The sequence below is a fragment of the Mesorhizobium argentiipisi (SeqCode) genome, assembly GCF_037179585.1.
Classification (GTDB): domain Bacteria; phylum Pseudomonadota; class Alphaproteobacteria; order Rhizobiales; family Rhizobiaceae; genus Mesorhizobium; species Mesorhizobium argentiipisi.
Genome location: NZ_JAPYKO010000003.1, coordinates 230,956 through 253,639 on the forward strand (window position 1 = coordinate 230,956; position 22,684 = coordinate 253,639).

Consider the following 22,684-nt stretch of genomic DNA (forward strand, 5'->3'; position numbering starts at 1 on the left):
CAACCCGTGCGCACCATGTCGGCGCTGGATGGCTTCGTAACGGCGGCGGTCACTGGGCCGCGGTTCGCGGACCCGCAAGACTGGATGTGCGCGCTCATGGGATTGCCGCGCGACGTCCTGGCCAAAGGATCTGCAAACCGATCCGCCGTATTTGCCAGCCTCGCCAGGATCCACAAACGGATCAACGAGACGCTGTTCGACAGACCGCAGGATTGTTCGCCCCACTTCACCACCAAGCCTAGCGGCGGCATCGACCCCGGCCGTGGTGCCAGGGGTTCTACGCGGCCACGAATCTCACATCAAACGCTGCAAACGGCTACTCGATCTCAAGAATCCCAACCACGGCCTGCTGCTGCCGATCCTGATCATTGCGTCACTAACAATCGAAAAGCTGCTTGAATTGCGCCCGCCGTATTTGGAGTCAGCAGAGACCACGTAATCAAGCAATATAGCCGTCGCGCCCGAACCTTGATCCCCAAGTTCATCAGGCCAAGGCGCAATCGAAAGTTTCAGACTTTCCGACCAGCAGGTGCGGATCTTCGGGTCTCGGTTCGATCCGCGATGGCGGATGCATGGGATCAGCCAGCGATCCCGGCGCGCGCGAAGATTTCGGCGAAGCGCTTCTTCGCTTGTGGTGGCGCATCGAAGTTGCGGAAGGCGTCGATCGTCGCGGCTTCGCCCACCTTGACGACCATCACCATGCCCATGCCGTAGTGCGCGGAGCACTTGATGCCGTAGTACCCAGGCTGGTCAAAGCGTACCGTGATCTCCTCGTTGATCTTGCCTTTGAACTCGGCATAGCCCTGCGGAACCATGCCTTTAATCGAGGCGGCGTTGTGGCTCTTATTGCTGGCTAAGAAGTGGAGTTCGTCCCCGGGCTTGAGCTGGACATAGTCGGGCTCGAAGACCATCGAGCCGTGCTCGCCGCGATTGAGCATCTTGATCTCGATCGTGTCCGCACAGGCGGCCGAGGACAATAAAAGCGAGAATGCGAGTATGGCGTTTCGGATCATGGATTGGTCTCCCATCACCGCAGGCTGATTGCCCACGCAGTGGAGTTGCAACGGTCGTGCCAATTGCGAAGAAGGAGCCCAAAAGAAATTTCGTGCAAGTGTTCAGCGACTTACATGACGCGACAAGAAGCCGTACCGAAGAGCATCGTGTCGCTGATGCTACAAAGGAAAACAGGGAGTGTCCTTTTAAGGATGGCGAACAGGACTCCACCGACGCGGGTCGGCGTTGTGTTGTCATATACCCATCTCCGGAGGTCGCCCGCTTCCTGATCTGGCGATGGGGAGGGTGGACGGCAAACGCTTCAGGCACCTGAAGCAGGACTTCTCCTGGCGCCGCGCATCCACGCCGTTCTGAACGTCACGAGGAGCGCATCAAAGATCGCATTCCCTCCGCGCACCGAGCCACTCTAGCCCGCGCCCGGAACGCCTTTCGAGGCGACCGCGATCAGCCTCGTGCCAGCACGCGATTGGGTCGTGCTTGAGATTGGAGATCCAAGGACGCAATCAGCCGAGACCGTGTCGTCGTTTCGTCCGACGAAAACGTCCTTCACGACCTGCAAACGAGCTCAACAGGATTGCTAACAAGCTGCCCCGACCTTCCTTTCAGGCGTTCGCCCCCCACCCAACCGTCTCCTTAACGGCAACGCTTGTTACCCGGTTTACCCGGTGTTGCCTGGATGGGGGGAATTCACTGTTTGGAGACGAAACCTTGCTCAGCCATACATCCACGAAATACTTCGTCGGACGTACGCTGACAAGTCCAGCGGTTTTTGTCCGGGCAGGGAAGCCTCAGTTGGCAATGCAGAAATGCTGTTCGCCGTCATAGCCGGTGAATGTGCCGGTGCGGGCGTCGAAGCTGCGATAACGGTCCGAGCAATAGGCATACCATTCGCGCGTCCACGGTGCCGCACAACGGTAGGCGTAGACCACCTGCGGCTGCGCGTAGTAGCGGCGAACCGGTGCCGGGCGCACCCGTACGTCGCGATGATAGTAAGCGCCATCGTAGTAATCGCGCGGCGGCGGCCGGTCATTGATCAACCCGCCAACGATCAGCGCGCCGGCGGCAAGGCCGAGCACGCCGGCGGCAACCGCGTCGCCGCCGCCGTCATCGGCGTGAAGGCGCCAATCACCCGCATTGGCAGCGGGCAAAGTCGCGAGCGTAGTGGCGACCACGGCGACGGACAGAACGGCCGTCTTGAAAATTCGCTTCATGTCGATCTCCTTCGTGCCGGCCCGTCGAATTTCGGGGATGCGGTCCCGGCGATACCGTGAACAAGCAAGCGGCGTACCTACTTGAAATTTCTGATTTTGCCCGTCTCTGACCGTCGGCATTGTCAACTTGCCGACCTTTTGGGTCCCGATCCGACAATCGACCCACTCCAAAATGCGCCACAACAAACGGTCTAGTCCGGGCATGTCAGCGGGTTCCTTGCTGCCATTGGCGCCCTGGCGTCTCCCAAAGGCTTTTAGGACACAGTGCTAAGACACCCCATGCCGGCGACCTAACAATCCGGCAGCAGGCCAAGCCTCTCCCCGGATCCCTAGATCATCCGGCTCTCGATCAGCGCCTTCGCCGCCGGCGAGCCGAGGCAATAGGAGAGGTCAAATCGTCACTTCGCTTGACAGCCAAGCGTTCCGTTCGAGCAGACCTTATGAGATGGACGCTTCGGGGTGCCGCACTGGAGCGGCATCACGTTGCCAGCCGCCGCGCTGACCACGGACCGAAGCATGAACCCGGGGATGACCTCAATAAGAACGCCGCGAAACATCGGCCGCTCAATGACGGGTGCGACCCAAATACGAAAGACACCCTAGAAGGGCGCCAACCAATGTGACCCAGCCGCGGCACCATATTTTCACGCACCAGACGCTTGCCGTCACCCTGTCGTCAGGAAGGTCTCCTAATCAGTTTCTGCCGCCGCTGTGCTGTTGCCTAACCCCATCGGCCTTTGTGCGGCACGCCCTGCCCGCGCTTCCTCCCTGCGGGCGGGGCGCCATTCAAGAGATGACCGAAAAGGCAGCTCTGACAGATGAAGGAGTGGAGAAAAGTGGTTTCACTGAGAATGATTGCGTCGCCGCTTCGAACCGAGCGGCCGTTGTCAGCGAGTTCATACGCGTGGATGGCGCGCGGCAGGCCCGGCACATGGCTGGCGCCGGTGTCCGAGACATAGGGTACCGTCTCGTCGGGTGAGAAGGCGAGACCGTTCGGCTGCACGCTGTCGGTGATGACAGTGGTCAGCTCGCCCGCGGCCTCGTCAAACCGGTAGACGTGGGAGCCGCCGATCTCTGGATTGGCGATCTTGCCCTCATAGTGGCTATCGATGCCGTAGACCGGGTCGGTGAACCAGATCGTCCGGTCGGATTTGACCACCACATCGTTGGGCGAATTGAACCGCTTGCCATCGACGCTTTCGACCAGGGCCTGCCAGCGCCCGTCATGCTCGAGCCGGGAGACACGGCGCCCGCCATGCTCGCAAGTAACGACGCGGCCTTCGCGATCCAGGGTATGGCCGTTCTGGTAGTTGCACGGCGTTTCAAAGACACTGACCGAGCCGTCGGTTTCGTCGTAGCGGAGCAGCCGGTCGTTGGGGATGTCAGACCACAGCAAGTGCTTTGCCGAGGGCACATAGACCGGACCTTCCGCCCAGCGGCTGCCGGTCCACAGCCGTTCGAGCTTGGCATGGCCGATGATCAGCTTGTCAAAGCGCTTGTCCAGGAACTCGTAGTCGCTCATGCTGTCATTCCGAATGGGTTCGCCGCACCAAGCATCGCCTGTCAGTGCAGTTGGGCGGGCGTCTTGGTCTTCAGGGCGAAAGACTGGAGGGAATTCAGATCCTTCAGCATCTTGTCGATGCGGCCGGTCGGCGGGTAGTCGCGCGCGGCGAACTTCGTCATGAATTCCTGCATGATGCTGGAATCGGCGCGCCCGCCGTTGAGCGCCGCCGGGAGCATACCTGAGATAGGGCGTTTAAGCGCTGATGTTCGCCAGATGTTCCTCAACTTGGCCAAAATCGCAGGCCGATTAGGCTATGCCGGGCATCAGTATCTCTGTCGTCAAAAGAGCTGTTCTGCTTGACCCCAGCCGTAGCACTCAACGTCCCGCGGAGCGCTCTCTGCTTCTGAAGGAAGCGATTAGGTCCGCTCGGGCTTGATCGGAGGCTGACGTTGTGGGTGCTTCGCTCAGCTGCCGCCCCATGGCTAGGCTTTGCGGATTATCAGTCCTCTGCCTCTTCGCTGGTATCAACAGCGCTGTGTAATGTTCCTTGTTGATGATCATGCCCCCGCTGCTCACGAGGTTGCTCCTGTCAAGTGTACTCGTCAGCTCGTCCTGGGCCTCGCGCGTCTTGCCCAAGTGCCGTTCAAACGGCGCTGGCGCGCTTTGTCGGGCTTGCTGCTCTTGCAAGACGGCGTGTTGCACCTGCGACCCAGCTGGTAAAAAAGCTTCCGCGGGGATTGCGGCAGGCTCGTGCGGAAGGCGCTCCTCCCTCAGTCGGTTTTGCAGCGCCTGCCGATCGGCGGCGAGGTAGTCGAGGTGCAGCGGCAGCTGCTGGTCTGGCCGCTCTTCGTTCGCCAATCGACGAACCAGCTCGCGCGTGGCGTCCACCACGAAGACGCCGCAATCAACAACGTTGTTCTGCCGGGCCATGGCGGGTGTCACTAGCGTGGTCGCGTCCAGTCTTGCTGCAAGTTCTCGTGCAAGCGCGTGGTTGTATCCCTGTCCGTTTTGCTGGAGGGAATCGTAGTGATAGGCCACCGCTCCTTTCGGGTCGCGGCGATCAACGAGCAGCAGCGACCAATGCTCGATGCGGTTAACATCCGGCGCCGGATCCATAGGATCGGCACTGTTCACCGGCAGGAACACGAAGTCGGCTGGGGCGCCGTTTTGATGATAGATGGACAGCAACCTACCTTGCACGTCCACGTCGTCACGGCGCAGGAGATGGGAGACTATCGCATCCACCAGCCGCGTTCGGGCGGCGAACGCTGGATGGGCCTCCTGCAGGTCCTGCTCCAGCAACTGGTAATCCCTGTGGATATGGGCGTCGCTCAGCAGTTCGTCGGCGCCGAGCACCGCCCCCTCAGGGAGGTTGGACGAGCCTGACGGAAAAGCTCCGATCTGAGCATCGGAGGAGGTGGTCAGATCGACCAACGGAACACCGCGATAGGTGTCTGACAGCCTGGCGGTCGCTGGCGAGGCGGGTTCTGGAGCCCCTAATTTGCGAGGACTATGACCAAAGCGAACACGGGTGCTTGAGGCCAACCTGCTGTCACTGGCCACTTGTTCTAAGACATGCGCGTCTGCGGGCGCTGGCCGCCCGCCACTAGCTGAATAGCCCCGCCCATGATACGCACGGAGGACGTTCAACGCCTTCTTCATGGCATTGTCTTTCGGAAAGAAACGATCGATGTGATCGACCATGGATTGGTGATTTTTTAGATCAACCGCTTGGCCCCGAGCGCCGAGATCATTCGCCAATCGGCAAAGTGCATTCCTGTAGTTACGGACCGTTACCTCGCGATAGTGTTTCCGAGCCGCAACGTGAGTGAGCGCCTGATCAATAAAGTCCCGGTGTTCGCCGGACAGATGGGGATACAAGGCTGAATAGCCCGGGCTCTCATAATACTCACGGAGGGCCTTCAACGCCGGCTTCATCTTACCGCTTTTCGGAAAGAAAGCATCGACGTGATCGACCATGGATTGGTGTTTTTTTAGATCAACCGCTTGGCCACGAGCGCCGAGATCATTCGCCAATCGGTAAAGTGCATTCCTGTAGTTAAGGACCGTTTCCTTGCTATAGCGTTTCCGAGCCCCAACCTGAGTGATCGCCTGATCAATAAGGTCCCGGTGTTCGCCGGACAGATGGGGATGAAGAGCATTATGGGCGCCACTCGCGACAACCGGATCGGCTCGGCGCGCCTCGGCCACGTGCTGCTCAACTTGCCGGGCCTGACCCGCATCCGGCAAGAGGCCATCGCGGTCCAAGGAAGAGAGCATTGCGTCTGGGACGCGTTGAGCCCTATGGGAGACGTCTCTGGGGACGGCGAATGAGACGTTTATAGCATCCTTGATCGCAGAGGCGGCTTGATCATCCTGCCCTTGCTGAAGCACCTCGCTAAACCCGCGTACCAGTCGCAGAAGCTCCTCTGGATTGGTTGGCGGCTCGTCGGCTTGATCATCGAACAGCGGCCGGAGCGCCTCGGGAAGCCCGTCTGATCTGGGGGAAGGGGCAGCCCAGCGGCCGGGCTCTTGAGAGCCGCCCGAGGAAACTGGCTCCGCATCGCGAACCCGTTGCAACGGATCGGCTCGGCGCGCCTCGGCCACTCGCTGCTCAACTTGCCGGGCCTGGCCCGCATCCGGCAAGAGGCCATCGCGGTCCAAGGAAGAGAGCATCGCGTCTGGGACGCGTTGAGCCCCATGGGAGACGTCTCTGGGGACGGCGAAGGAGACGTTCATAGCATCCTTGATCGCAGAGGCGGCTTGATCATCCTGCCCTCGCTGAAGCTCCTCGCTAAACCCGCGTACCAGTCGCAGAAGCTCCTCTGGATTGGTTGGCGGCTCGTCGGCTTGATCATCGAACAGCGGCCGTAGCGCCTCGGGAACCCCGTCTGATCTGGGGGACGGGGCAGCCCAGTGGCCGGGCTCTTGAGAGCCGCCCGAGGAAACTGGCTCCGCATCGCGAACCCGTTGCAACGGATCGGCTCGGCGCGCCTCGGCCCCGCGCTGCTCAAAGCCCAGTTGCCCGATCTGGCCAGCTTGCCCCTCTTCCAAGCCGGCGTCCTGCACCTGCCCCAAAGCAGTTACACGGGATGGATTACTATTTCGCGGGTCCACGTGAGCCTCACATCAAAATTCATCTGAGCGAGCCTACTCCGGGAAACTTTTAGGTTGCAACCCTATCCGACTTTAGGTTGCAACCGTAACCGATTCGGCCGGACAACACACCTCTTTCACGTTTGCCAGGGAGGTCGTCCTCCCCGTTTCGCCAGAGGCTTTGCCGGCCGTGACATGAATATTCGGTGGCAATGGCATAATCGATCGACTGCTCGATCAAGCGCCGGGAATGCTGGGCGATCATCGGGTCGCCTGGGCAGTGCGGCGCTCGACACCAGCCGGCCTGCAAGTGAGGGGTATTCATATCGACACCATGAGCTTTATGGTTCGATGGACAACGCTTTATCCGACGATGTCGCTCATTCGACCCTTCTGCTGAGGCTTCTCGCGGAGGGCACTATTGACGAGGCGATCTCGATGGGATGCCGAGATAACCCGGCGCCCATCGAACAGGCATCGGAGCGGGTTTCCCCGTGGCGGAGTGGATCCTCAGACATGGGGTAATCGCGGGAGCGAGTCGCCCTAAGGCCGGAAGCGGTCACATGATTGCAGAGCGGGTGGTTGTTCCCCGATAGGATGGAAGTGCGGGCTCACGACTGGACGCCGGGCCCAAGCATCGAACGGAGAACAACCATGAGCGAATACATCGGTCTCGACGTGTCGTTGAAAGAGACGGCGATTTCTGTGCGGCGTGGCGGCAAAAGGATCTGGCGCGGCAAATGTCCCTCTGATCCGAGCTTGGTCGCGGACGTTCTCCGCAAGCGGGCGCCAGCGGCCAAGCGGGTGGTGTTCGAGACCGGACCCTTGTCGGTGTGGTTCTATCATGCCTTGAGCGCCGAAGGACTTCCGGCGATCTGCATCGACGCCCGGCATGCCAAGGCCGCGCTGGACATGGCACCGAACAAAACGGACGCCAACGATGCCGACGGCTTGGCGCATCTGGCCGAGGTCGGCTTCTACCGCGAGGTGCGGGTGAAGGGCTATGACAGCATGCTGAGCCGCACGCTGGTGGCCGCGCGGAGCCGGCTGGTTAAGATCACGACCGAGCTCTCCAACCAGATCCGCGGGCTCATGAAGACGTTCGGGCTGATCATTCCGCGAAGCAAGGGCGGCAAGTTCGAAGCCGACGTCCGGCGCCTGCTGGCCGATCAGGAAGAGCTTGGCCGGATTGTCCTGCCACTTCTCGAAGCTTGGCTCAGCATGCGCGCCCGCGCTGCTGAACTCGGACAGCAGCTCGTCGCCAACGCCCGGCACAATGACGCATGCCAGCTATTGATGTCGATCCCCGGCGTCGGCACCATCACTGCGACTTCATTCATCGGTGCCATCGAGGATCCATCGAATTTCAAGACATCGCGCGCTGTCGGCGCGTGGCTGGGCTTGACAACCCGACGCTATCAATCCGGCGAAGTCGATTATGATGGTCATATCTCGCGGCGTGGGGATCCTCATCTGAGAGGGCTTCTCTATGAGGCCGCAGTCGTGATCCTGACGCGCAGCCGGGCTGACAGCAGTCTGCGCACATGGGGGCTGAAGCTGCGTGACAAGATCGGCTTCAAGCGGGCAGCTGTCGCTGTCGCCCGCAAGCTCGCTGTCATCATGCATGCGATGCTGAAATCCGGTCAGTTGTTCAATCGGGAAGAAGCCGCCATGGCCTGATCCATAAGGAAAGTTCGAATGCGCCTACCCGAGGCGTAACGAGACGTCCCTGCCAGGACGTGGGCCGAGCCATTCCGCTGTGTCAGTTGCATCGTTGGCGTCACAACCCTCGCGATTGCGTTTCAAACCTTGGAAGGCTCCATCCCTCGCGAAGCCCATCATGCGGCGGCTTCATGTCGACCGCGAAGACGACCGTGCTCCCGGCAAACGACACCTCAATACAAATTTGGGCTTGCATTTTGGTCTGCGATTAGACGACTGAGACAAGGAAAATCGCTGACACCATCCGTGTGGGAGCAGCTCCCGCTTTTGGTCCTCGTGAATGATTCTTTTGCGCCTGCCCCCAGTTTCCTCTCTTTGCGGACGATTTTGCTTGTCTTCAGTCGAGGGTGCATGTTTGGACGCCTCCTTCTGATGGTGTCGGACATGCGACATACCGGGGCCGACAGTTTGTTTCATAACGATTTTCCCTTTGGCACAGCGCATGCAGAGCAATCTGCAAGCGGACCCTTTGAACGCCGCACGGCACACCGAAGGAAAGGTTATGGCCCAAATGTCAAAGCGAGCGCTCATCTTGCCTGAGGGCAATAACCGGGTCTTCGCCCTGGAGCTATGTACATTTGCGGCGCCATGGCGGCCGCCATGAGTTCGGCGGAGCCATCGATGAGCATCGGCCCCCCTGGTGTTTTACCGCTTATCCGCACGAAGTTCTTTTCGTCGGATCGCTTCCAAAGGCGGTGAGCGACAAGGTTCGGCCCTTCGTTCTCAGACAGAGTCGACGGAAAGAACTGGCTACATTGAAGGGCCGCTCCGATGGATAAAGAAGATTCTGAGAGGTGCAAGCAGCGCAAGGGGGGCTATACCGGAGGGATAGGAAACGCAGTTCCGGAGGGGCCGCTTGGTGTGAGGGAAGCGGTCGTTGGGCGTCGGTCAGTGAGAAGATTTCTTCCGACGCCAGTTCCGTCGGAAACTGTCTCAGCTATTCTCGCGGAAGCTGCGCGCGCGCCTTCCGCGACCAACATGCAGCCCTGGAAAGTTTATGTGGTAACGGGAACTGCTCGCGATCGTCTGTGTCGAACCGTTCTCGACGCAGCAAATTTGGGCGCTCGTTCCGACGAATACGCCTATATGCCCTCGCCTCTCAAGGAGCCATACTTGTCGCGTCGACGCCGAGTTGGCTTGGATCTCTACCGGCTCTATCAGGTCGCGCGCGACGACATGGAGGGGCCCAAGCGGGTTATGCTCAGGAATTTCGAGTTCTTCGACGCTCCCGTTGGCTTGTTCTTTACCATGGATCGCGAGCTTCTTCTCGGCTCATGGCTCGATTGCGGAATGTTCATGCAAAATGTCATGATCCTCGCGAGAGCGTATGGCCTCGAAACGTGTCCGCAGCAGGCGTGGTGTGAATACGGCGCGATCTTGCATAGCGAACTGTCGATTCCCGATGACGAGATAATCCTATCGGGAATGGCGCTCGGAATTGCTGACCATTATGCTCCGGAAAATAGCCTGACCACCGAGCGCCAAGCCCCGCATGAGTTCACCACATTCCGCGGCACGTAACGGAGTATTGTCCCTAAGCTAAAATGTCAGAGCAGCAGGGAGGATTTTGCCATACACGCCGGCATAGGCAAATTTCTTGGCAAGGGCTCCTGCGTGCGAGCTGTTCGGACGGCGCTGTCGCGAAGCTAGGCAGTCGCTCAGTGTCTTCAGTGGCTCATCGATGAGTGCGGACGGCAGCGCCTTGTCGGGTCGTATGCTGAGCGGCGAAAGGTCGGGGATTTGGCAATCAGACGGCTTCCTCTGCCTTCCGCGACGCGGCTGGGGGCCGCCTGCAAGCGCGATCACGTCTTGGCCTCTGGCTGGCGACACAAAGTTCGCCTGCAATCTATCGCATCCTGCTGCTCAGAAGGCGTCCGACCTCCGCCTGGATGCGATTTGTGGTGAGGCCAACAACGCCGAACCGTTCGTAGACCGCGGACACCATAGGAAACAGAATGTCCGCAAGGCGCGAACTGATATCGACAGCGGCGACCTCCGTTTCCAGCAATACTTCGTCGCTGCGAGCAGGCCTTCCCTCAAACATAAGTTCACTGATCGGGTTCGCCCAGTTCCGCAAAAGCCGACCGGTCAGTCCGGTATAGAGCGCACGAAACCGAACCGTGATCTGACTTTCAGGGTCCTTCCGCATGAGACCGGCTAGTCGCTCGGCATGAAGAAGCGCCTCACCCATCCGCCACACAGGCAATGTCGTGTCGAATACACTCGCCGGCGGAAAAGTCTCCTGGCCGTCTTCCTGATAGCCACGTATCAGGAACAACCGTCCTGAGGGTACGGCACGCCAGAAGTCGCAATGCGCTGGATCGCTCAAGATGTTACGCCGGATCCCGTCACCCTCCGGCGGCAGCCAAACCTCAATGGCTCCGCCGACCTCGCGGGGAGCAAGATCTTCGCGGGTCAACATCATGAAGACCGGCCAACCAGTGTGCCTGGTGACCGCATTGTTTAGGATGTGCTCGAACTCCGTCAGAGCAAATGACTTCAGATCACCTTCCAGGCAGTAGTCGAACCGATAGGAGCCGTTTGGAAACCTGGCAGGGCTATCGCTTGGCAGATCATTCGTTAGGGTGCGCCACCGGTCAAATGACTCCCGCACGAACCGATCCTGCGCCCCGCCTTCGGCAGGCTCGTCCAAAAGTCCGACAACACGAAGGATATCGAATGCCTTTGCGAGCGTGAGGGTGTGCTCGCCCCGTTCAAAGGCTGCAATGGTCGGGATGCTGACACCAGCGAGCGCTGCATGCTCGCGCTGTGTCATGCGTTCTTCTTTTCGGCGGGCGAGCGCTTCGTCGACAAGCGTGCGCCAGCTCAGCGGGCCTATTCCCCGAGGATTCTCAGGCATTGATTACTCACGATCTCAGCATATCTGGTCACAAAATCATCGGGTCCTTCGGCTGCAGGCGGCTTGATAACCACCACAGCTTTGGCGACCTGTCTCTTAAGCTGCTGCAGCGTCCCGTCGATGACGCGATCCGAAAGACCGATGTCGCGCCCGAAACCTCTGAACAGCTCGCCGTCGGCAGCGCCAAGGTTGATCTGCTTTCCGCGGATGGACAGTGCCAGGGTTTGATCAAAACCGTCATAGATAACGGTATTGAGGACATCATAGGCGGGTGAAAGCCTAAGCCCCATCGGCGTTTCCAACAGCGAGAAATTCTTGAGGTGAGCGTCGCAGTTTCCGACAAGCGCAAAAGCCACCAAGCGGTGAAAAAACCGCTGAAGGTCGATGACAGGGCGCGATGAGTGGCTTTTGATGATCATGGCCACATCTTCGTAAGCGGCATCGTATTTGCCTCCATAGTCCTGGCCGCGGGGCTTGGCGAGGATTTGCGCGCAATCTTCCAGTCGGAGCTTTTCTCCTTTCGGCCCGCGGTCGAACCGGGTCACAATGAGGGCATACTCGTCAGCCACGGGTGCGGATTGGAACTCGTTGACTTCTCTCGCGCCGAGCACCACGCCGGTCCACCGCAAGCTCAAGGCTTCGTTACGGACAAGCGTCGGAAGGCTTTCGGAGTTGAATTTCGCGATATAGGGAGCGGGGCCGGTTGCTCCGGCTGGGACAAAGCCATCTCTGCCGCGCACGACAAGGAGCTTCTTCTGTATCCCTGAAACCGTACGGCCAGGATTGGTCGTGGTTTCTGCGGCCGCTGCGGGAAGCTCGGTACCTTCCGGCGGGAAAACGCTCACAGCCCCAATGCAATCTGAACCGTATCGCAACAGCAGACCAAGATCGTCCTGACCGTCAACATGAGCCCCGCGTGCCTGTTGCTCGCGCAGCCAGCCCTCGGGTCCGAGATGTTGGAAAAAGGGATGTAGGCCAGACGGCCAGTCATACTCGTTCCGCGTGACTGGATAGCAGCAGGCAATATCCTCCGTCCAACCCCGCTCGTAGGCAAAGCGCGTTCCTCCGGTAAGGGTCTCTGACAACGTACCGGCGAGGTGGTCCTTGAAAAGGACCTTTGCAGAACGCAATTCAGAAGCTATGGTTTTTCCTTTTCCGTATCTAACGCATGATCCGCCCTAAGGCGAAACGATAGCTTGATATATGGAGCATGATGATGAAAAAAGCAACTATCCTTTTATTTTGGGAGAATACGGCCTCGAAATGCTACCATATTTTTCTTATTCGCCTGCTCGGTAGCTGGAATTCCCACTAGGCTAAAGCGTAAGTTGATCCAAGCTAAAGCTTGAACCAATGCCCAACTCGTAAAGCGCCAGCTTCCCTTCCAACTGAGCAGGAATGCTGGCAAGCCACGATCGCGTTTCGTCCACGTGCTCAATCGGCCAACCATTCCGCGCCGTCTGATCGGCAGGCGCTCGGATCTTACGATCTTACCGGCCTGGGCTTTGATTTCCCCTCGACCGCTTGTTAATCCGCGGAAAGAGTTGGAAAGACGCGAACCACCTGCGAAGGCCCCAGAGGAGGGCTCAGACCTTCAGTTGCTGATCGCTCAAAGCGCTTTGCTGCCCGATATCTCGTCAAAACGCCGCACGATACACCATCCCCGATCGAAAGACCGCCCATGCCGCAGGGCGGCGGCCCAGGAGGAAGGATGATATTCTGCCGATTCTCGCCTGCCGGCGTAAAAGACCGCCTGTCGGTCCACGCCCTGCCCCTTCTCGATGCGACTCAGCGCGGTGGGGCATAAGATTTCTAGTCATTGCCCAGTGTGCGGTCATTGCGGGCCAAGCTAAGCCTCAACCATTTGCACGCGAGTCTAGCGAAATCGTTTGACGACTGGAGTCTCGATGCAATTGCGCGATGGCCGAGAGCGCCTGGCAAAACGCCTGACTGACGTTCGTCCTGGAGAATTCCAGCAGCTCGTTCAGTCCAGTCGCACTGGAGAGGCGCAAGGCTTCGTAACGGCAGATGGGGATCTGCCGATTATTTTTGAATCGCCTGTCTGGCCCACCGCTTTTGTTAGGGTGGGCCCAGGTATGTCCGATCACCTCAGCGTCGGACGGAACCCTGCCTGTCTCGATAAAATTGGTCGGCGCAGACTGTGTGCGAAGATCAGCATATCCAACGGCGCCATACCGGTTACCGTCTTTCACAAGGACCAGATCTGGCATGAAATATAGCACCTGCCGTCCCACCTGGATCGAAGGGGGTGTAACGTTGCTGCGAACAACTTGCGGCAAGGTGCTTGCAAGTGTCGTAGGCTTTTTGTCGACCAGCATGCTGGCCCCGGCATTGCGCTTCCAAGTCGTCAGATCCTGGATCTTGCCCCCGGCAGCTACATGCCACTTTCCTGCGCAAAGAGTGAGCGTTTCGAATGCGCCCACCAGCCTGCCATAGGCAGCCTCGGCGTCCTGTTCCAGATCGTAGTAGAGCACACTCACACGTCGATAGCCGTCAAGCCATTTGCCGATCAGCATGGCCGGCAGAAATGCAATACCTCCCAGCACAGGCGCGGCACCTCCGAGCGCTTTCCCAACCAGGAAGCCGGCGATCCCAAATAGAATTGCCAGCACCACAGAGAGCCGCGTCTGCGATTGCCTGGCGTTGATTTCATCGATCACATTGGCAAACGTCTCATCGCGCATGTCCACAACGTCGCCGGACTCGATCTCTCTCATCACGACGCCATCAGCCACGTATTGAGGAGCCGACGGTTGTGGTTGAGCTTGCCGCATGTGAGGGGTTGGCTGTCGGACACCCTTTTTCGCGCCGGCTTTTCCGATCGTGCCGCGATAGTAGAGACCGCCTACGCCTGCGTGGATATAGTGGCCACGTGGACCCGTTCCGATCCTCAGACCTTTCACACCCACGGAGACGCCGACGCCACCGGACGAAAAATTGAAGCGGAACGGCCCCGCGCTGATCGATTTTCGAACGTAAAATCCCATCCCTTGAGTCCCCCAACTCAATGCTGTGAGCTAATTCACCAGCATTTTTCCGCGCTCATGACTTTGATCCGACACCCGCCGCGAGGTCGGTTTCGCGGGAGCGCTGCCTCACCCTAATTTCGATTCGTCGCCTTGCCTTCACATCGCCAGCCTGCGCTCCGTTGGTCAGATGGTCGCCAGGAAGGATCAGCTGGCCACCTGACATCGGCAGAATGGTGAACCCTTTCAGTTCAGGCATCTCGCGAAGTATGCTCGTGACCGAGATTGCTCGCGCCAATCCAAGGCCGGCGTTATCGGCGGGATGAAGCGTACCAACTTCCACCTTGCCAGCCAGGACGGGTTGAAGACCTTTGTCCATGTTCGACGACTGACCGGACATGGCCTGCTCATCCGTGTGTCCAATCACCTCGATGACGTCGACGCCGTACGACGTTGCAATGGCCGCAATCGTCTTGGACAGGTCGCGCAGCCGCGTCCTGAAACGATCGGAAAGCTCCGCACTTCCGGTGTCGAAATTGTAGCCATCGAGTTCGCTGAGGCTGATGATCGGTGGCCAATCATGCGGCTTGGCGGCCACCATAGGCGCGTCTGCCTTCTTCAGGGCATCCGACAGGTCCTTCAAGGTCTTGGCTGTACCAACGTAGCCAAACTCCTTCAACACCTTCGTGCGCTCGATCATCGCCTGGGCTTGCTCGGCGTCGACATCGTTGTCGGACAGGATTTTGGTGACCGGGGCGTTTTGCACCAGTTCTTGGACCGAAACTCCTGCCTTTTTGATTGTTTCGATGGTCTCCTTCGCCAACACCAACTCGCGCCATTGCTGATCGGGCACGTTGCGCCCCGAGGGCTTGACCATCTCATTCAGCTGAGCAAGGAGCCGCTTATTTTCCTCGTCCAGCTTATGCGATTCCTGCTTGAGGGATTGGGCAATCTTCTGCGCCTCTGCCGTCTGTTTCTGCTTCTTGGCGATGATCGCGCCGGCTGCAAGCAAAAGGCAAAACACCAGAAGCAGCATCGTCTCGGCCATCGTCAGGCCCAGGATCAGCCCACGGCCGTAGCCCTTGCGCTCATAAGCGACCGCTGTTGCGCCCGTCTCGCTCACCTGCCCCACCAACCGCTTTTTCGCGGCGGCTCAGCCTTCTCTGGCACAGCTCCCAACGATTGGAAGGAATCGCCTTGCTGACCTTCGGAGATCTTGATTATCGCCTCTTCACCGTCGGCCACGGCAGTTGTAAGTGCGCGTGCTGGATCGAGCGCTATCGCCTCGCTAGCAGCATGGCTGCCGCGAGCCGCCTGAAGACTCTTTTCTGCAATCGTGGCAATGAGTTCGCTCGTGTCCTTACTTTGCTTTTGCACTACTGCCGCAAGCGCCTCGGTTAGGCGCTGCTGGGCTTGAACACTCCCCGCTGTCCTCTCTGCCGCGGCTGCGGCCCGCTCTACACCACTCGCCACCTTCGCCACTGCATCGGCGAGAGCGGTCATACGAGCTTGTTGCTCCTGCGAGGCGGACTCGGTCTTGACCGCGTATTGAGCGACAGCGCTGCCAAGAAGCTTTACCATCGGGGCCAGATCGTTCTTCAGCACCTCCTCAGGAACGACAACTTTTTCCAGCTTGGTGGCCACGGTGTCAGCCTGTTCGCCGAGCTTGCCAACTGACGAGGACATCGAGCTGTTGGCTTTGTCGAGCAAATCAGCGGCAGCTTCGACACGCTTGGCAATCGACGAGAACTGGCTTTCGACCTGCCCGAAATTGTCTTTTAACGCGTCGCTGAGCTTGCCAGACGCCTCTTGGACCGGCTTGATCGATTCCATGGCGATTTTGTCCAAGGCAGATCTGATATGCTCACCGTTTCGCTCGGCTTGGACGGCAATCTCAGCAAAGCCTTCCTCGAGCATCTGATGGCTAACGCGGCGAAAGTCGGCGAACTCTCTGGTGACGCTCTCCATCTCGGCTCTCACTCGCCGAGTCATATCGGCGAGTTCGTGCCTGGCCGTCCGCTCTATATCCGCAGGATCGCGCCGCATCTGGTTGTAGAAGATTCTGAGCGCGATGCCGGTGATCGTGGACGTAATCGCGATACCGAAGTTCCTGACGATGGCATCGGTCGAGCCTTCCGACCCGAACTGGAACAACGACACTCCAAGGCTCGTCAGCGTGAACAGGAAGCCCATATAGTAGAGATTGTCGCCGGTTTGCTCATCGCTGAGGCGCAGCTTCCCGGTGAAGATCGATACGCCGAGATAAAAAAGCATCAGGCAGACAGGTGTACCCGCCGCCACGATCGGGTTTACGCCCGAGAGCTTGGCGATGGCGATAAAGACGCAGCCGCCGAGCGTCAATATCGCAAACACGAGGAGTGGGAACCCTCGATGCCCCAGCAGGGAATTGTCGCGGTTCCTCGCCATCAGTTTAACCCCTCCAAGCCAACCAGCTTTTCGAACTCGCCGTGATGGTTTTGCACCCATTGCGTCCAGAATTCAGCGTGATCCAGCGACTGAAACGGCTTCTTTTTCCGGTCGATATAAAGGATCGTAACTGCCACCCCGTCGAGCGACGTCCCGTAGGTCCGATCGGCGGCGCTACTGAGGTATTTCTGGTAATCCAGACCAGACCGGTACTGCGAATACAGCGCGGTATGCTCGATCATGTCGGAGGCGACCACCAACCGCTTTGCGCGCCCTGGTTTCGCCAAGCTGCTATCGAACAGCGACAGTTTGATTTTCTGGATGCCGGCCATGATCGGAGACTGGCTGGCGGAGTCAGCATTCGGAATTTCGTCAGGAAGCTTCTTCAGCGGATCACCGAAGGCGCTTTCCCACTTCCTCTGACGGCGCGCCGGATTGTTCGTCCAATTGTCTACCGTGGACCCGTCGCCTGGATTGCATCCGTCGAACATCACCGTCAGGTCGCCGGGGGCCGAATTCAGCGTATAGATCTTCACATAGCCGCCCGGCTCGACCCGCCCGATGGTTTTGCGGAACTCGTTCGTCAGATCCGCCATGGTCGTTGCCGAAATCGGATCAGTGGCGTCGATGAGCACCGCCGTCAGGCTAACGGGACCGTCCAGCAGGCAATTTGTGTTTGCGTCGATCTGGCCCTTGCCAGACCTTGACCACATCCAGGCAAAGCCGCCCAACATTGCAACCGAGAGCACCCCAAGAGCGAGAGCCGCAACGATCGTGCCGGCTTGCCCCTTCTTGCGCCTGCGAACCCGCCTAGCCATTCACACTGTCCGGATGAAGCTTATCGAGGTCGCGATACTGCTCGATTCCTCGCTCGCATTCCTGCCCAATCAGGCGGACTTGAGCGTTGAGTTCCTCCTGCGCTTGGCGGATGGATGCGCCAACGTCTCCCTCGCTCCATTCCCCGTCGGCCGAGATGTAAGGCTTGATTCGCTCGAGCTTGTAAGGCGCTCCGAAATGCTTGGGCGCAGGCTCCGTTCTGGCCTGGATATTCGCCTCCCTGTACTTGGAGAGAAGCTGATTGCAGGCTCGCTCGAGCTGGTCCTGATGCTGCGCAAAGAGCGCCAGAAGCCTCGAGCGATGATCGACGATGGCACGATGCTCCCTGCGACGACTGCCGAGTTCCTTGACGATGTCCTCAACCTTTTCGTTGTGGTCGTCGCGAACGTCTTGCAGCTCTTCAATCAACTCCCGCTTGCGGTCGATATAGTCCTCCCGCTTACGGACCAAGCGATTTTCGACGCCAGCGTAACCGGGATAAGGGTCGAGTACGAACCAGCCGTCGATAAATGCGAAAATCGAAAACATGAGGCCGATAGCAAACAGTAGCCACGACTTCACGTCTGTGAGCCCGGCCGGATTGCCGACCATGTTTCGGATGACCTCTGCACCGGCACCGTCCGCGAGCGAGCCACTCACCTCGCGATAGTGCGCCAGCGCCAAGTTTAAGGTCACGGCCAGACCGACATAGACAAGGATCGAGAATGTCCCGACTAGCTTCCCAAGGGTTGATCGGTGGGTGACAAGGCGGGCGCAGAAAAGCGCCAGGAGCAAAGCGGCGCCAATATTGATGAAGGAGAATGCTGCAGCCTCCAGGATGCCGCCAAAAAACCCCTGTTCGTTTCCTTTGGCAAGGAAACTTCCGTTCATTGCTGTCTCGATCAGAAATAGGAACAGCAGCAGCGAAATCCGCAAAAGGTGAGCCGCGCCATGCTGAACCCGCGCCGCGCGAACCAATCCATGCTTCGCCTTGAACCAGGCGTGCTCTTTCTCAGCGTCGCTAAGAGCGCGCCTCAACCCGTGGAGTTCATCCAGCCCGACCGCAACCGAAGCTTTGAAATCCGACACGCTGGCTGCGTTCGCCTGACGGATGAGACCAAATTGTTCTTCGAAGTCGAGTCCGGCAAGACGCCCGCTAAGAAGATGCAGGTTGTCCTCGAGGGTATGAGAGGATGCCTTTTTCTCGTCCTCGACGCGTTCGATGATGGCATGTTCAACATCGTCGAGATTCCTGGCGCTCTTAGGGGGCTGGTTTGCCTCGCCACGCTCCTTGCCGCGACCGGCCAGATTCATGTCCCGGTCAATCTTGGTGACATCCAAGCTGCTGAAGAGTTGAGTGCTCGCTCGGAAATCATGGTTGGACTCGCGCAGAGTCTCGCGCAACCTATTTAGCTTTTCGAATCTAGAGCTCACGCCCTTCATATCCCACTTTTTTCGGCCCCAAGCAGAATGCTTTCTATGCACACTAGCGCTAAAGGGCAACCATGGGCGTGCGACCGTCGTCCGGTCCGGCACTGGTAAAATCGGCAAGGCCGGCCACACGATCGGGCCACCCTATTCGTCTCAACGGGATCAATGCGCCTGAGATCTGTTTGATGATGCCAAGCGGTCGAGGCGCGCTGAACCTGGCCGGATTGCCTGAGCGGATTGCACTCCTGGGCACATTCGGGCTCGACCGCACAGCAACCCCGGATCGTGGGGGATGTGCGAGCAGATGCGAGAGGCTGACGCCGCCAGGCAGCTGTTCTCCCCCACAAAACAGCAGGAGGAGTATGATCTCAATGACCCGCGCGGCGGATTTCAGCCCTGCGCGGGACCGCAGGCCGGGAATCTCCGCTCGTTCAACGCCCAGCCTCTACATCACTTCCGACTTTAGCTCTACGCCAGCGACGTCGATCAAATGGGAATAAAATGTAATCGCGCGCGGTGAGCGGCTCGGGCTGGCCTCGGAGGCCAACTTCCGGCCACTCATTTTTTTTTGGCCAGTATGCCGTTAGAAAAACCGTGTCCCAGATGGTTGTAAAGAACCCATAGTTTCGGTGCCGGTGATGCGATTCCAACGAGTGGTGAATGCGGTGGAACTTATTGTCGCCAATAATATATCGAAGCGGCCCAAGATTGATCCGGGTGCTCGAATGTGAAAGATGGGCCTGGAAAGTAATCAATGTCATGGCAACAACGGGCACTACGCCAGATTCGAAGTGGAATAGCGTGAGTGGTAGGGCTACAAACCCTGCGTAAATGAGTGGCTCCGAAACGTGATGATGACAATTCCATGCCGTCAATTCGCGGATCGAGTGGTGTGTAGCGTGCAGGCGCCAGAGGAATGGAACAGCATGCTGAGCGCGGTGCATCCAATAGTAAAAGAAGTCACCCGCAATTGCGACCAAAACGCCTGAAAAAATGGCCAATCCGCTATTGACGATGGCATTGTCAAAGTGAAGCATCGTACCGAAATTGATGGTTACGAGCGGCTTTATCCCTAACCAGGCCAGGCTCACGGCGTAGAGGTGCCAGATAACGGCACCGCATCCGAGCCGAATAATCCAGTTCCGCACGCCGCGACCATATGAGGCAAAACTGTATCGATAAGCCGGAAACATCAGCTCCAGCGCGGCGCAAAAGGTAGCGAAAATCACAACCAGCTCAAGCGAGTTCAGGAATATCTGAGTCATCTGGTTAACGTCGAGAACGTGCATTTGTTTGCTCCGGCGGATGGTTCAAATGCTCCAACCTCAGGTCGGAGTGACTGTCATCAACGCAGTCGTCTTCGTCAGGCGAGACCAATGTTGTGAATCTCGGCGCGGCCGTAAACTCAGTGTCGAAGTCACGAATGGCATGAGTGAGGTGATGCAAATTTCCTTTTAGTGCCCCATTCAAACGGCGAATAATCCGCCGGCACAGCGGCGGCGCTGTGCCGGACGGGGAATGGAGCATTTTCGTAGATTGGTAAAATTAGTTGTTTGGATAAGACCCATCGGTCTCCCAAATAGGAGCCCAGTAGACCACCGTGGTTTGTGCGAAGCGACCATGTACGGCAAGGCCCGTTGCGGCAACGGTATTAAACCGGCGGCCGGTTCAAGTCTTCGCGAGGATCTGCGCCTTGTCCCCGTCGACCACGGCGGGCCGCCAGCTCCCGGACACAAGCCTAGCGGCCACTAAAGGACCGACAACCTCATCGCGATCACTCCCGAAAGCTGGCTCCGAAACACCGCGTAATAATGAGAGAAGCCTGCTGGATGGCAAATGTAACGCGAAATCAGTTCGGCGGATCGCTCCTAGGCGGTATGATTAGAAATCAAAGGAGCCCTGAACCATGGATCGTTATACAAGTAGACATAGACCTGAAGACCGCGATCGCGGTGCGACCCGATCGACTCACATGCCGAATGAGGTGCTGGACCTTAGGGAGGCGAGCCGCGCAGCCGATTCCATCTTTGACAGGAGCCGGGGAGAGTCAATCGGGTTGAACAAAACAATAAATTACATCGGCAGTTCCCGCAGCATTTCTTTCTTCTCTGACGCCGACCACACCGATATGGGGACTTTGACCATTGCGCCGCAGGATGGCAGCATGCGAATTGGCTGGATACACAATAAACAGCGGGCGAGATACAAAGGGCTCGGGACGGCCATGATCAAAATCGCCGATCGGTTCAGAGCGCTGGATAACCTTCGCAGTCTGACCCTTCGTTCTCAGTCTGAAGACGCTTCAGTATTTTTCTATAAGAGCGGATTTCGATTTACAGGAGAGGGAATGGAAGCGAAGAATTCGGCGATGCGCAGGCAAATTTCCAACCCAGAATTTCAACCTCCGGATGATGTTATCTTTCTTGGTGAAATGGAGCGCGGGTAGCTCAATATCGATTGAGCGGGCCAGGATGCACTGCCGACTCACCTCTTGATTCCGTGGCCGAAAGGGGCGGAAGCGCCTGCGACAGGAGCACAACGTGTGCGCATGCACGAGCTTTCGGCTCGTGCATGGTGCCCGGCCCTGCGCCAGCTGGCACATCGCGCTCTTCGACGCGGATATCTTCTGACCTGAGACCCTGAAGCTCCTCCAGTTTTTGGTAGAGTTCGTCCCGCTCAAGGAGACGGACGAATGAAGCGTTCACGGTTCACGGAAGAACAAGTCATCGCGATTTTGAAGGAGCAAGAGGCGGGAATGAAGACCGCCGATGTCTGCCGCAAGCACGGGATCTCGGAAGCGACCTTCTACAAATACAAGGCCAAGTTCGGTGGCATGGACGTTTCCGACGCCCGCAAGCTGAAGGCTTTGGAGGAGGAGAACGCCAAACTGAAGAAGCTGCTGGCCGAGCAGATGCTGGACAATGCCATCCTGAAGGATGTCGCCGCAAAAAAATGGTGACGCCCGATGCCAAGCGATGCGCTGTGGCCCACGCCTGCGAGCGGCATGGGGTGAGCCAGCGTCGGGCGTGCAAGGCACTTTTCGTCGATCGCTCGAGTGTTCGCTACACAAGCATCCGGCCGGACGATGCCGTCGTCCGAGCGGCGATGAAGACGGTGGCTGCCGAGCGCCGCCGCTTTGGCTACCGGCGCATCCACATCATGCTTGAACGGCAAGGGATCGTGATGAACCAGAAGAAGCTGCGGCGGCTTTATCGGGAGGAGAAGCTCCAGGTCCGCAAGCGTGGCGGCCGCAAGCGGGCCTTGGGAACGAGAAGGCCGATGATCGCGCCGGGCCGGATGAACGAGCGCTGGAGCCTGGATTTCGTCAGCGATGCCTTCACGGACGGACGACGGTTCCGGGTTCTGGCCGTCGTCGACGACTTCACGCGGGAATGCCTGGCGCTGGTCGCGGATACGTCGCTGTCGGGCGCCCGCGTCGCTCGGGAACTGGACGCCATCATCGCCCGCCGCGGCAGGTCCTGCACGATCGTCTCGGACAACGGCACCGAGCTGACGTCGATGGCGATCCTCAAATGGTGCCAGGAGAGCGGCGTCGAATGGCACTACATCGCACCCGGAAAGCCGATGCAGACGGATGTTGTAGAATAGCCCCTTC

General features: G+C 58.6%; 16 protein-coding genes and 2 pseudogenes. 5 read left to right on the forward strand and 13 right to left on the reverse strand.

Annotated elements, in window-relative coordinates; genetic code table 11:
- Window positions 1-15 precede the first annotated feature (15 nt).
- The gene (locus tag O7A05_RS06550; RefSeq protein WP_337092433.1) at window positions 16-399 is read left to right on the forward strand and encodes a UPF0149 family protein; all 384 of its coding nucleotides are present in this window, start codon (window positions 16-18) and stop codon (window positions 397-399) included.
- A 179-nt stretch (window positions 400-578) separates the two neighbouring features.
- Here O7A05_RS06550 and O7A05_RS06555 read toward each other — a convergent pair whose 3' ends face one another.
- The 5 genes and pseudogenes from O7A05_RS06555 to O7A05_RS06575 form a co-directional block, all read right to left on the reverse strand.
- Complete coding sequence (locus O7A05_RS06555) at window positions 579-1,013, reverse strand: pseudoazurin (RefSeq protein ID WP_337092175.1); 435 nt, start codon at window positions 1,011-1,013, stop codon at window positions 579-581.
- Between the two features lie 789 nt (window positions 1,014-1,802).
- Window positions 1,803-2,225: a BA14K family protein gene (locus O7A05_RS06560; protein ID WP_337092176.1), complete on the reverse strand. Its 423-nt coding sequence runs from the start codon at window positions 2,223-2,225 to the stop codon at window positions 1,803-1,805.
- Window positions 2,226-2,946: 721 nt separating this feature from the next.
- Window positions 2,947-3,747 (reverse strand): SMP-30/gluconolactonase/LRE family protein, encoded by an 801-nt coding sequence (locus O7A05_RS06565; protein ID WP_337092177.1) that lies wholly within the window; start codon window positions 3,745-3,747, stop codon window positions 2,947-2,949.
- Window positions 3,748-3,803: 56 nt separating this feature from the next.
- Window positions 3,804-3,962: pseudogene (locus O7A05_RS06570) on the reverse strand (NAD(P)-dependent oxidoreductase); the annotation flags it as partial.
- 142 nt (window positions 3,963-4,104) lie between these two features.
- Entirely contained in the window at window positions 4,105-6,783 is a 2,679-nt protein-coding gene (locus O7A05_RS06575) for a C48 family peptidase (protein ID WP_337092178.1), read from the reverse strand.
- Between the two features lie 696 nt (window positions 6,784-7,479).
- On the opposite strand from O7A05_RS06575, the gene O7A05_RS06580 reads away from it, so the two are divergent.
- Both O7A05_RS06580 and O7A05_RS06585 read left to right on the forward strand, forming a co-directional pair.
- Entirely contained in the window at window positions 7,480-8,505 is a 1,026-nt protein-coding gene (locus tag O7A05_RS06580; RefSeq protein WP_337092179.1) for an IS110 family RNA-guided transposase, read from the forward strand.
- 813 nt (window positions 8,506-9,318) lie between these two features.
- Complete coding sequence (locus O7A05_RS06585; RefSeq protein WP_337092180.1) at window positions 9,319-10,068, forward strand: nitroreductase; 750 nt, start codon at window positions 9,319-9,321, stop codon at window positions 10,066-10,068.
- Between the two features lie 325 nt (window positions 10,069-10,393).
- On the opposite strand, the gene O7A05_RS06590 is transcribed toward O7A05_RS06585, so the two are convergent.
- The 8 genes from O7A05_RS06590 to O7A05_RS06625 all read right to left on the reverse strand — a co-directional run bounded on the left by O7A05_RS06590 (window position 10,394) and on the right by O7A05_RS06625 (window position 20,357).
- Complete coding sequence (locus O7A05_RS06590) at window positions 10,394-11,407, reverse strand: helix-turn-helix transcriptional regulator (RefSeq protein ID WP_337092181.1); 1,014 nt, start codon at window positions 11,405-11,407, stop codon at window positions 10,394-10,396.
- On the reverse strand, window positions 11,383-12,537 hold the full coding sequence (locus tag O7A05_RS06595) for a type II toxin-antitoxin system HipA family toxin (RefSeq protein ID WP_337092183.1): 1,155 nt from the start codon (window positions 12,535-12,537) through the stop codon (window positions 11,383-11,385). The genes O7A05_RS06590 and O7A05_RS06595 overlap by 25 nt, the downstream gene beginning before the upstream one ends.
- Window positions 12,538-13,263: 726 nt before the next feature.
- Window positions 13,264-14,415, reverse strand: a complete 1,152-nt coding sequence (locus tag O7A05_RS06600; RefSeq protein ID WP_337092184.1) for a DUF4236 domain-containing protein — start codon at window positions 14,413-14,415, stop codon at window positions 13,264-13,266.
- Window positions 14,416-14,470: 55 nt separating this feature from the next.
- Window positions 14,471-15,517: an OmpA family protein gene (locus tag O7A05_RS06605; protein ID WP_337092185.1), complete on the reverse strand. Its 1,047-nt coding sequence runs from the start codon at window positions 15,515-15,517 to the stop codon at window positions 14,471-14,473.
- On the reverse strand, window positions 15,514-16,821 hold the full coding sequence (locus tag O7A05_RS06610; protein ID WP_337092186.1) for a hypothetical protein: 1,308 nt from the start codon (window positions 16,819-16,821) through the stop codon (window positions 15,514-15,516). Before O7A05_RS06610 ends, O7A05_RS06605 begins: the two co-directional genes overlap by 4 nt.
- The gene (locus tag O7A05_RS06615) at window positions 16,821-17,639 is read right to left on the reverse strand and encodes a hypothetical protein (protein ID WP_337092187.1); all 819 of its coding nucleotides are present in this window, start codon (window positions 17,637-17,639) and stop codon (window positions 16,821-16,823) included. The genes O7A05_RS06610 and O7A05_RS06615 overlap by 1 nt, the downstream gene beginning before the upstream one ends.
- Window positions 17,632-19,080, reverse strand: a complete 1,449-nt coding sequence (locus O7A05_RS06620; protein WP_337092188.1) for a coiled-coil domain-containing protein — start codon at window positions 19,078-19,080, stop codon at window positions 17,632-17,634. Before O7A05_RS06620 ends, O7A05_RS06615 begins: the two co-directional genes overlap by 8 nt.
- A 419-nt stretch (window positions 19,081-19,499) precedes the next feature.
- A complete protein-coding gene (locus tag O7A05_RS06625) occupies window positions 19,500-20,357 on the reverse strand; it encodes a sterol desaturase family protein (protein WP_337092189.1) in 858 nt (285 codons plus the stop codon).
- Window positions 20,358-20,974: 617 nt separating this feature from the next.
- Between O7A05_RS06625 and O7A05_RS06630 the strand changes: the two genes are divergently transcribed.
- Both O7A05_RS06630 and O7A05_RS06635 read left to right on the forward strand, forming a co-directional pair.
- Complete coding sequence (locus O7A05_RS06630) at window positions 20,975-21,514, forward strand: hypothetical protein (RefSeq protein WP_337092190.1); 540 nt, start codon at window positions 20,975-20,977, stop codon at window positions 21,512-21,514.
- A 246-nt stretch (window positions 21,515-21,760) separates the two neighbouring features.
- Window positions 21,761-22,674 (forward strand): annotated as a pseudogene (locus O7A05_RS06635) (IS3 family transposase); the annotation flags it as partial.
- Window positions 22,675-22,684: the final 10 nt, after the last annotated feature.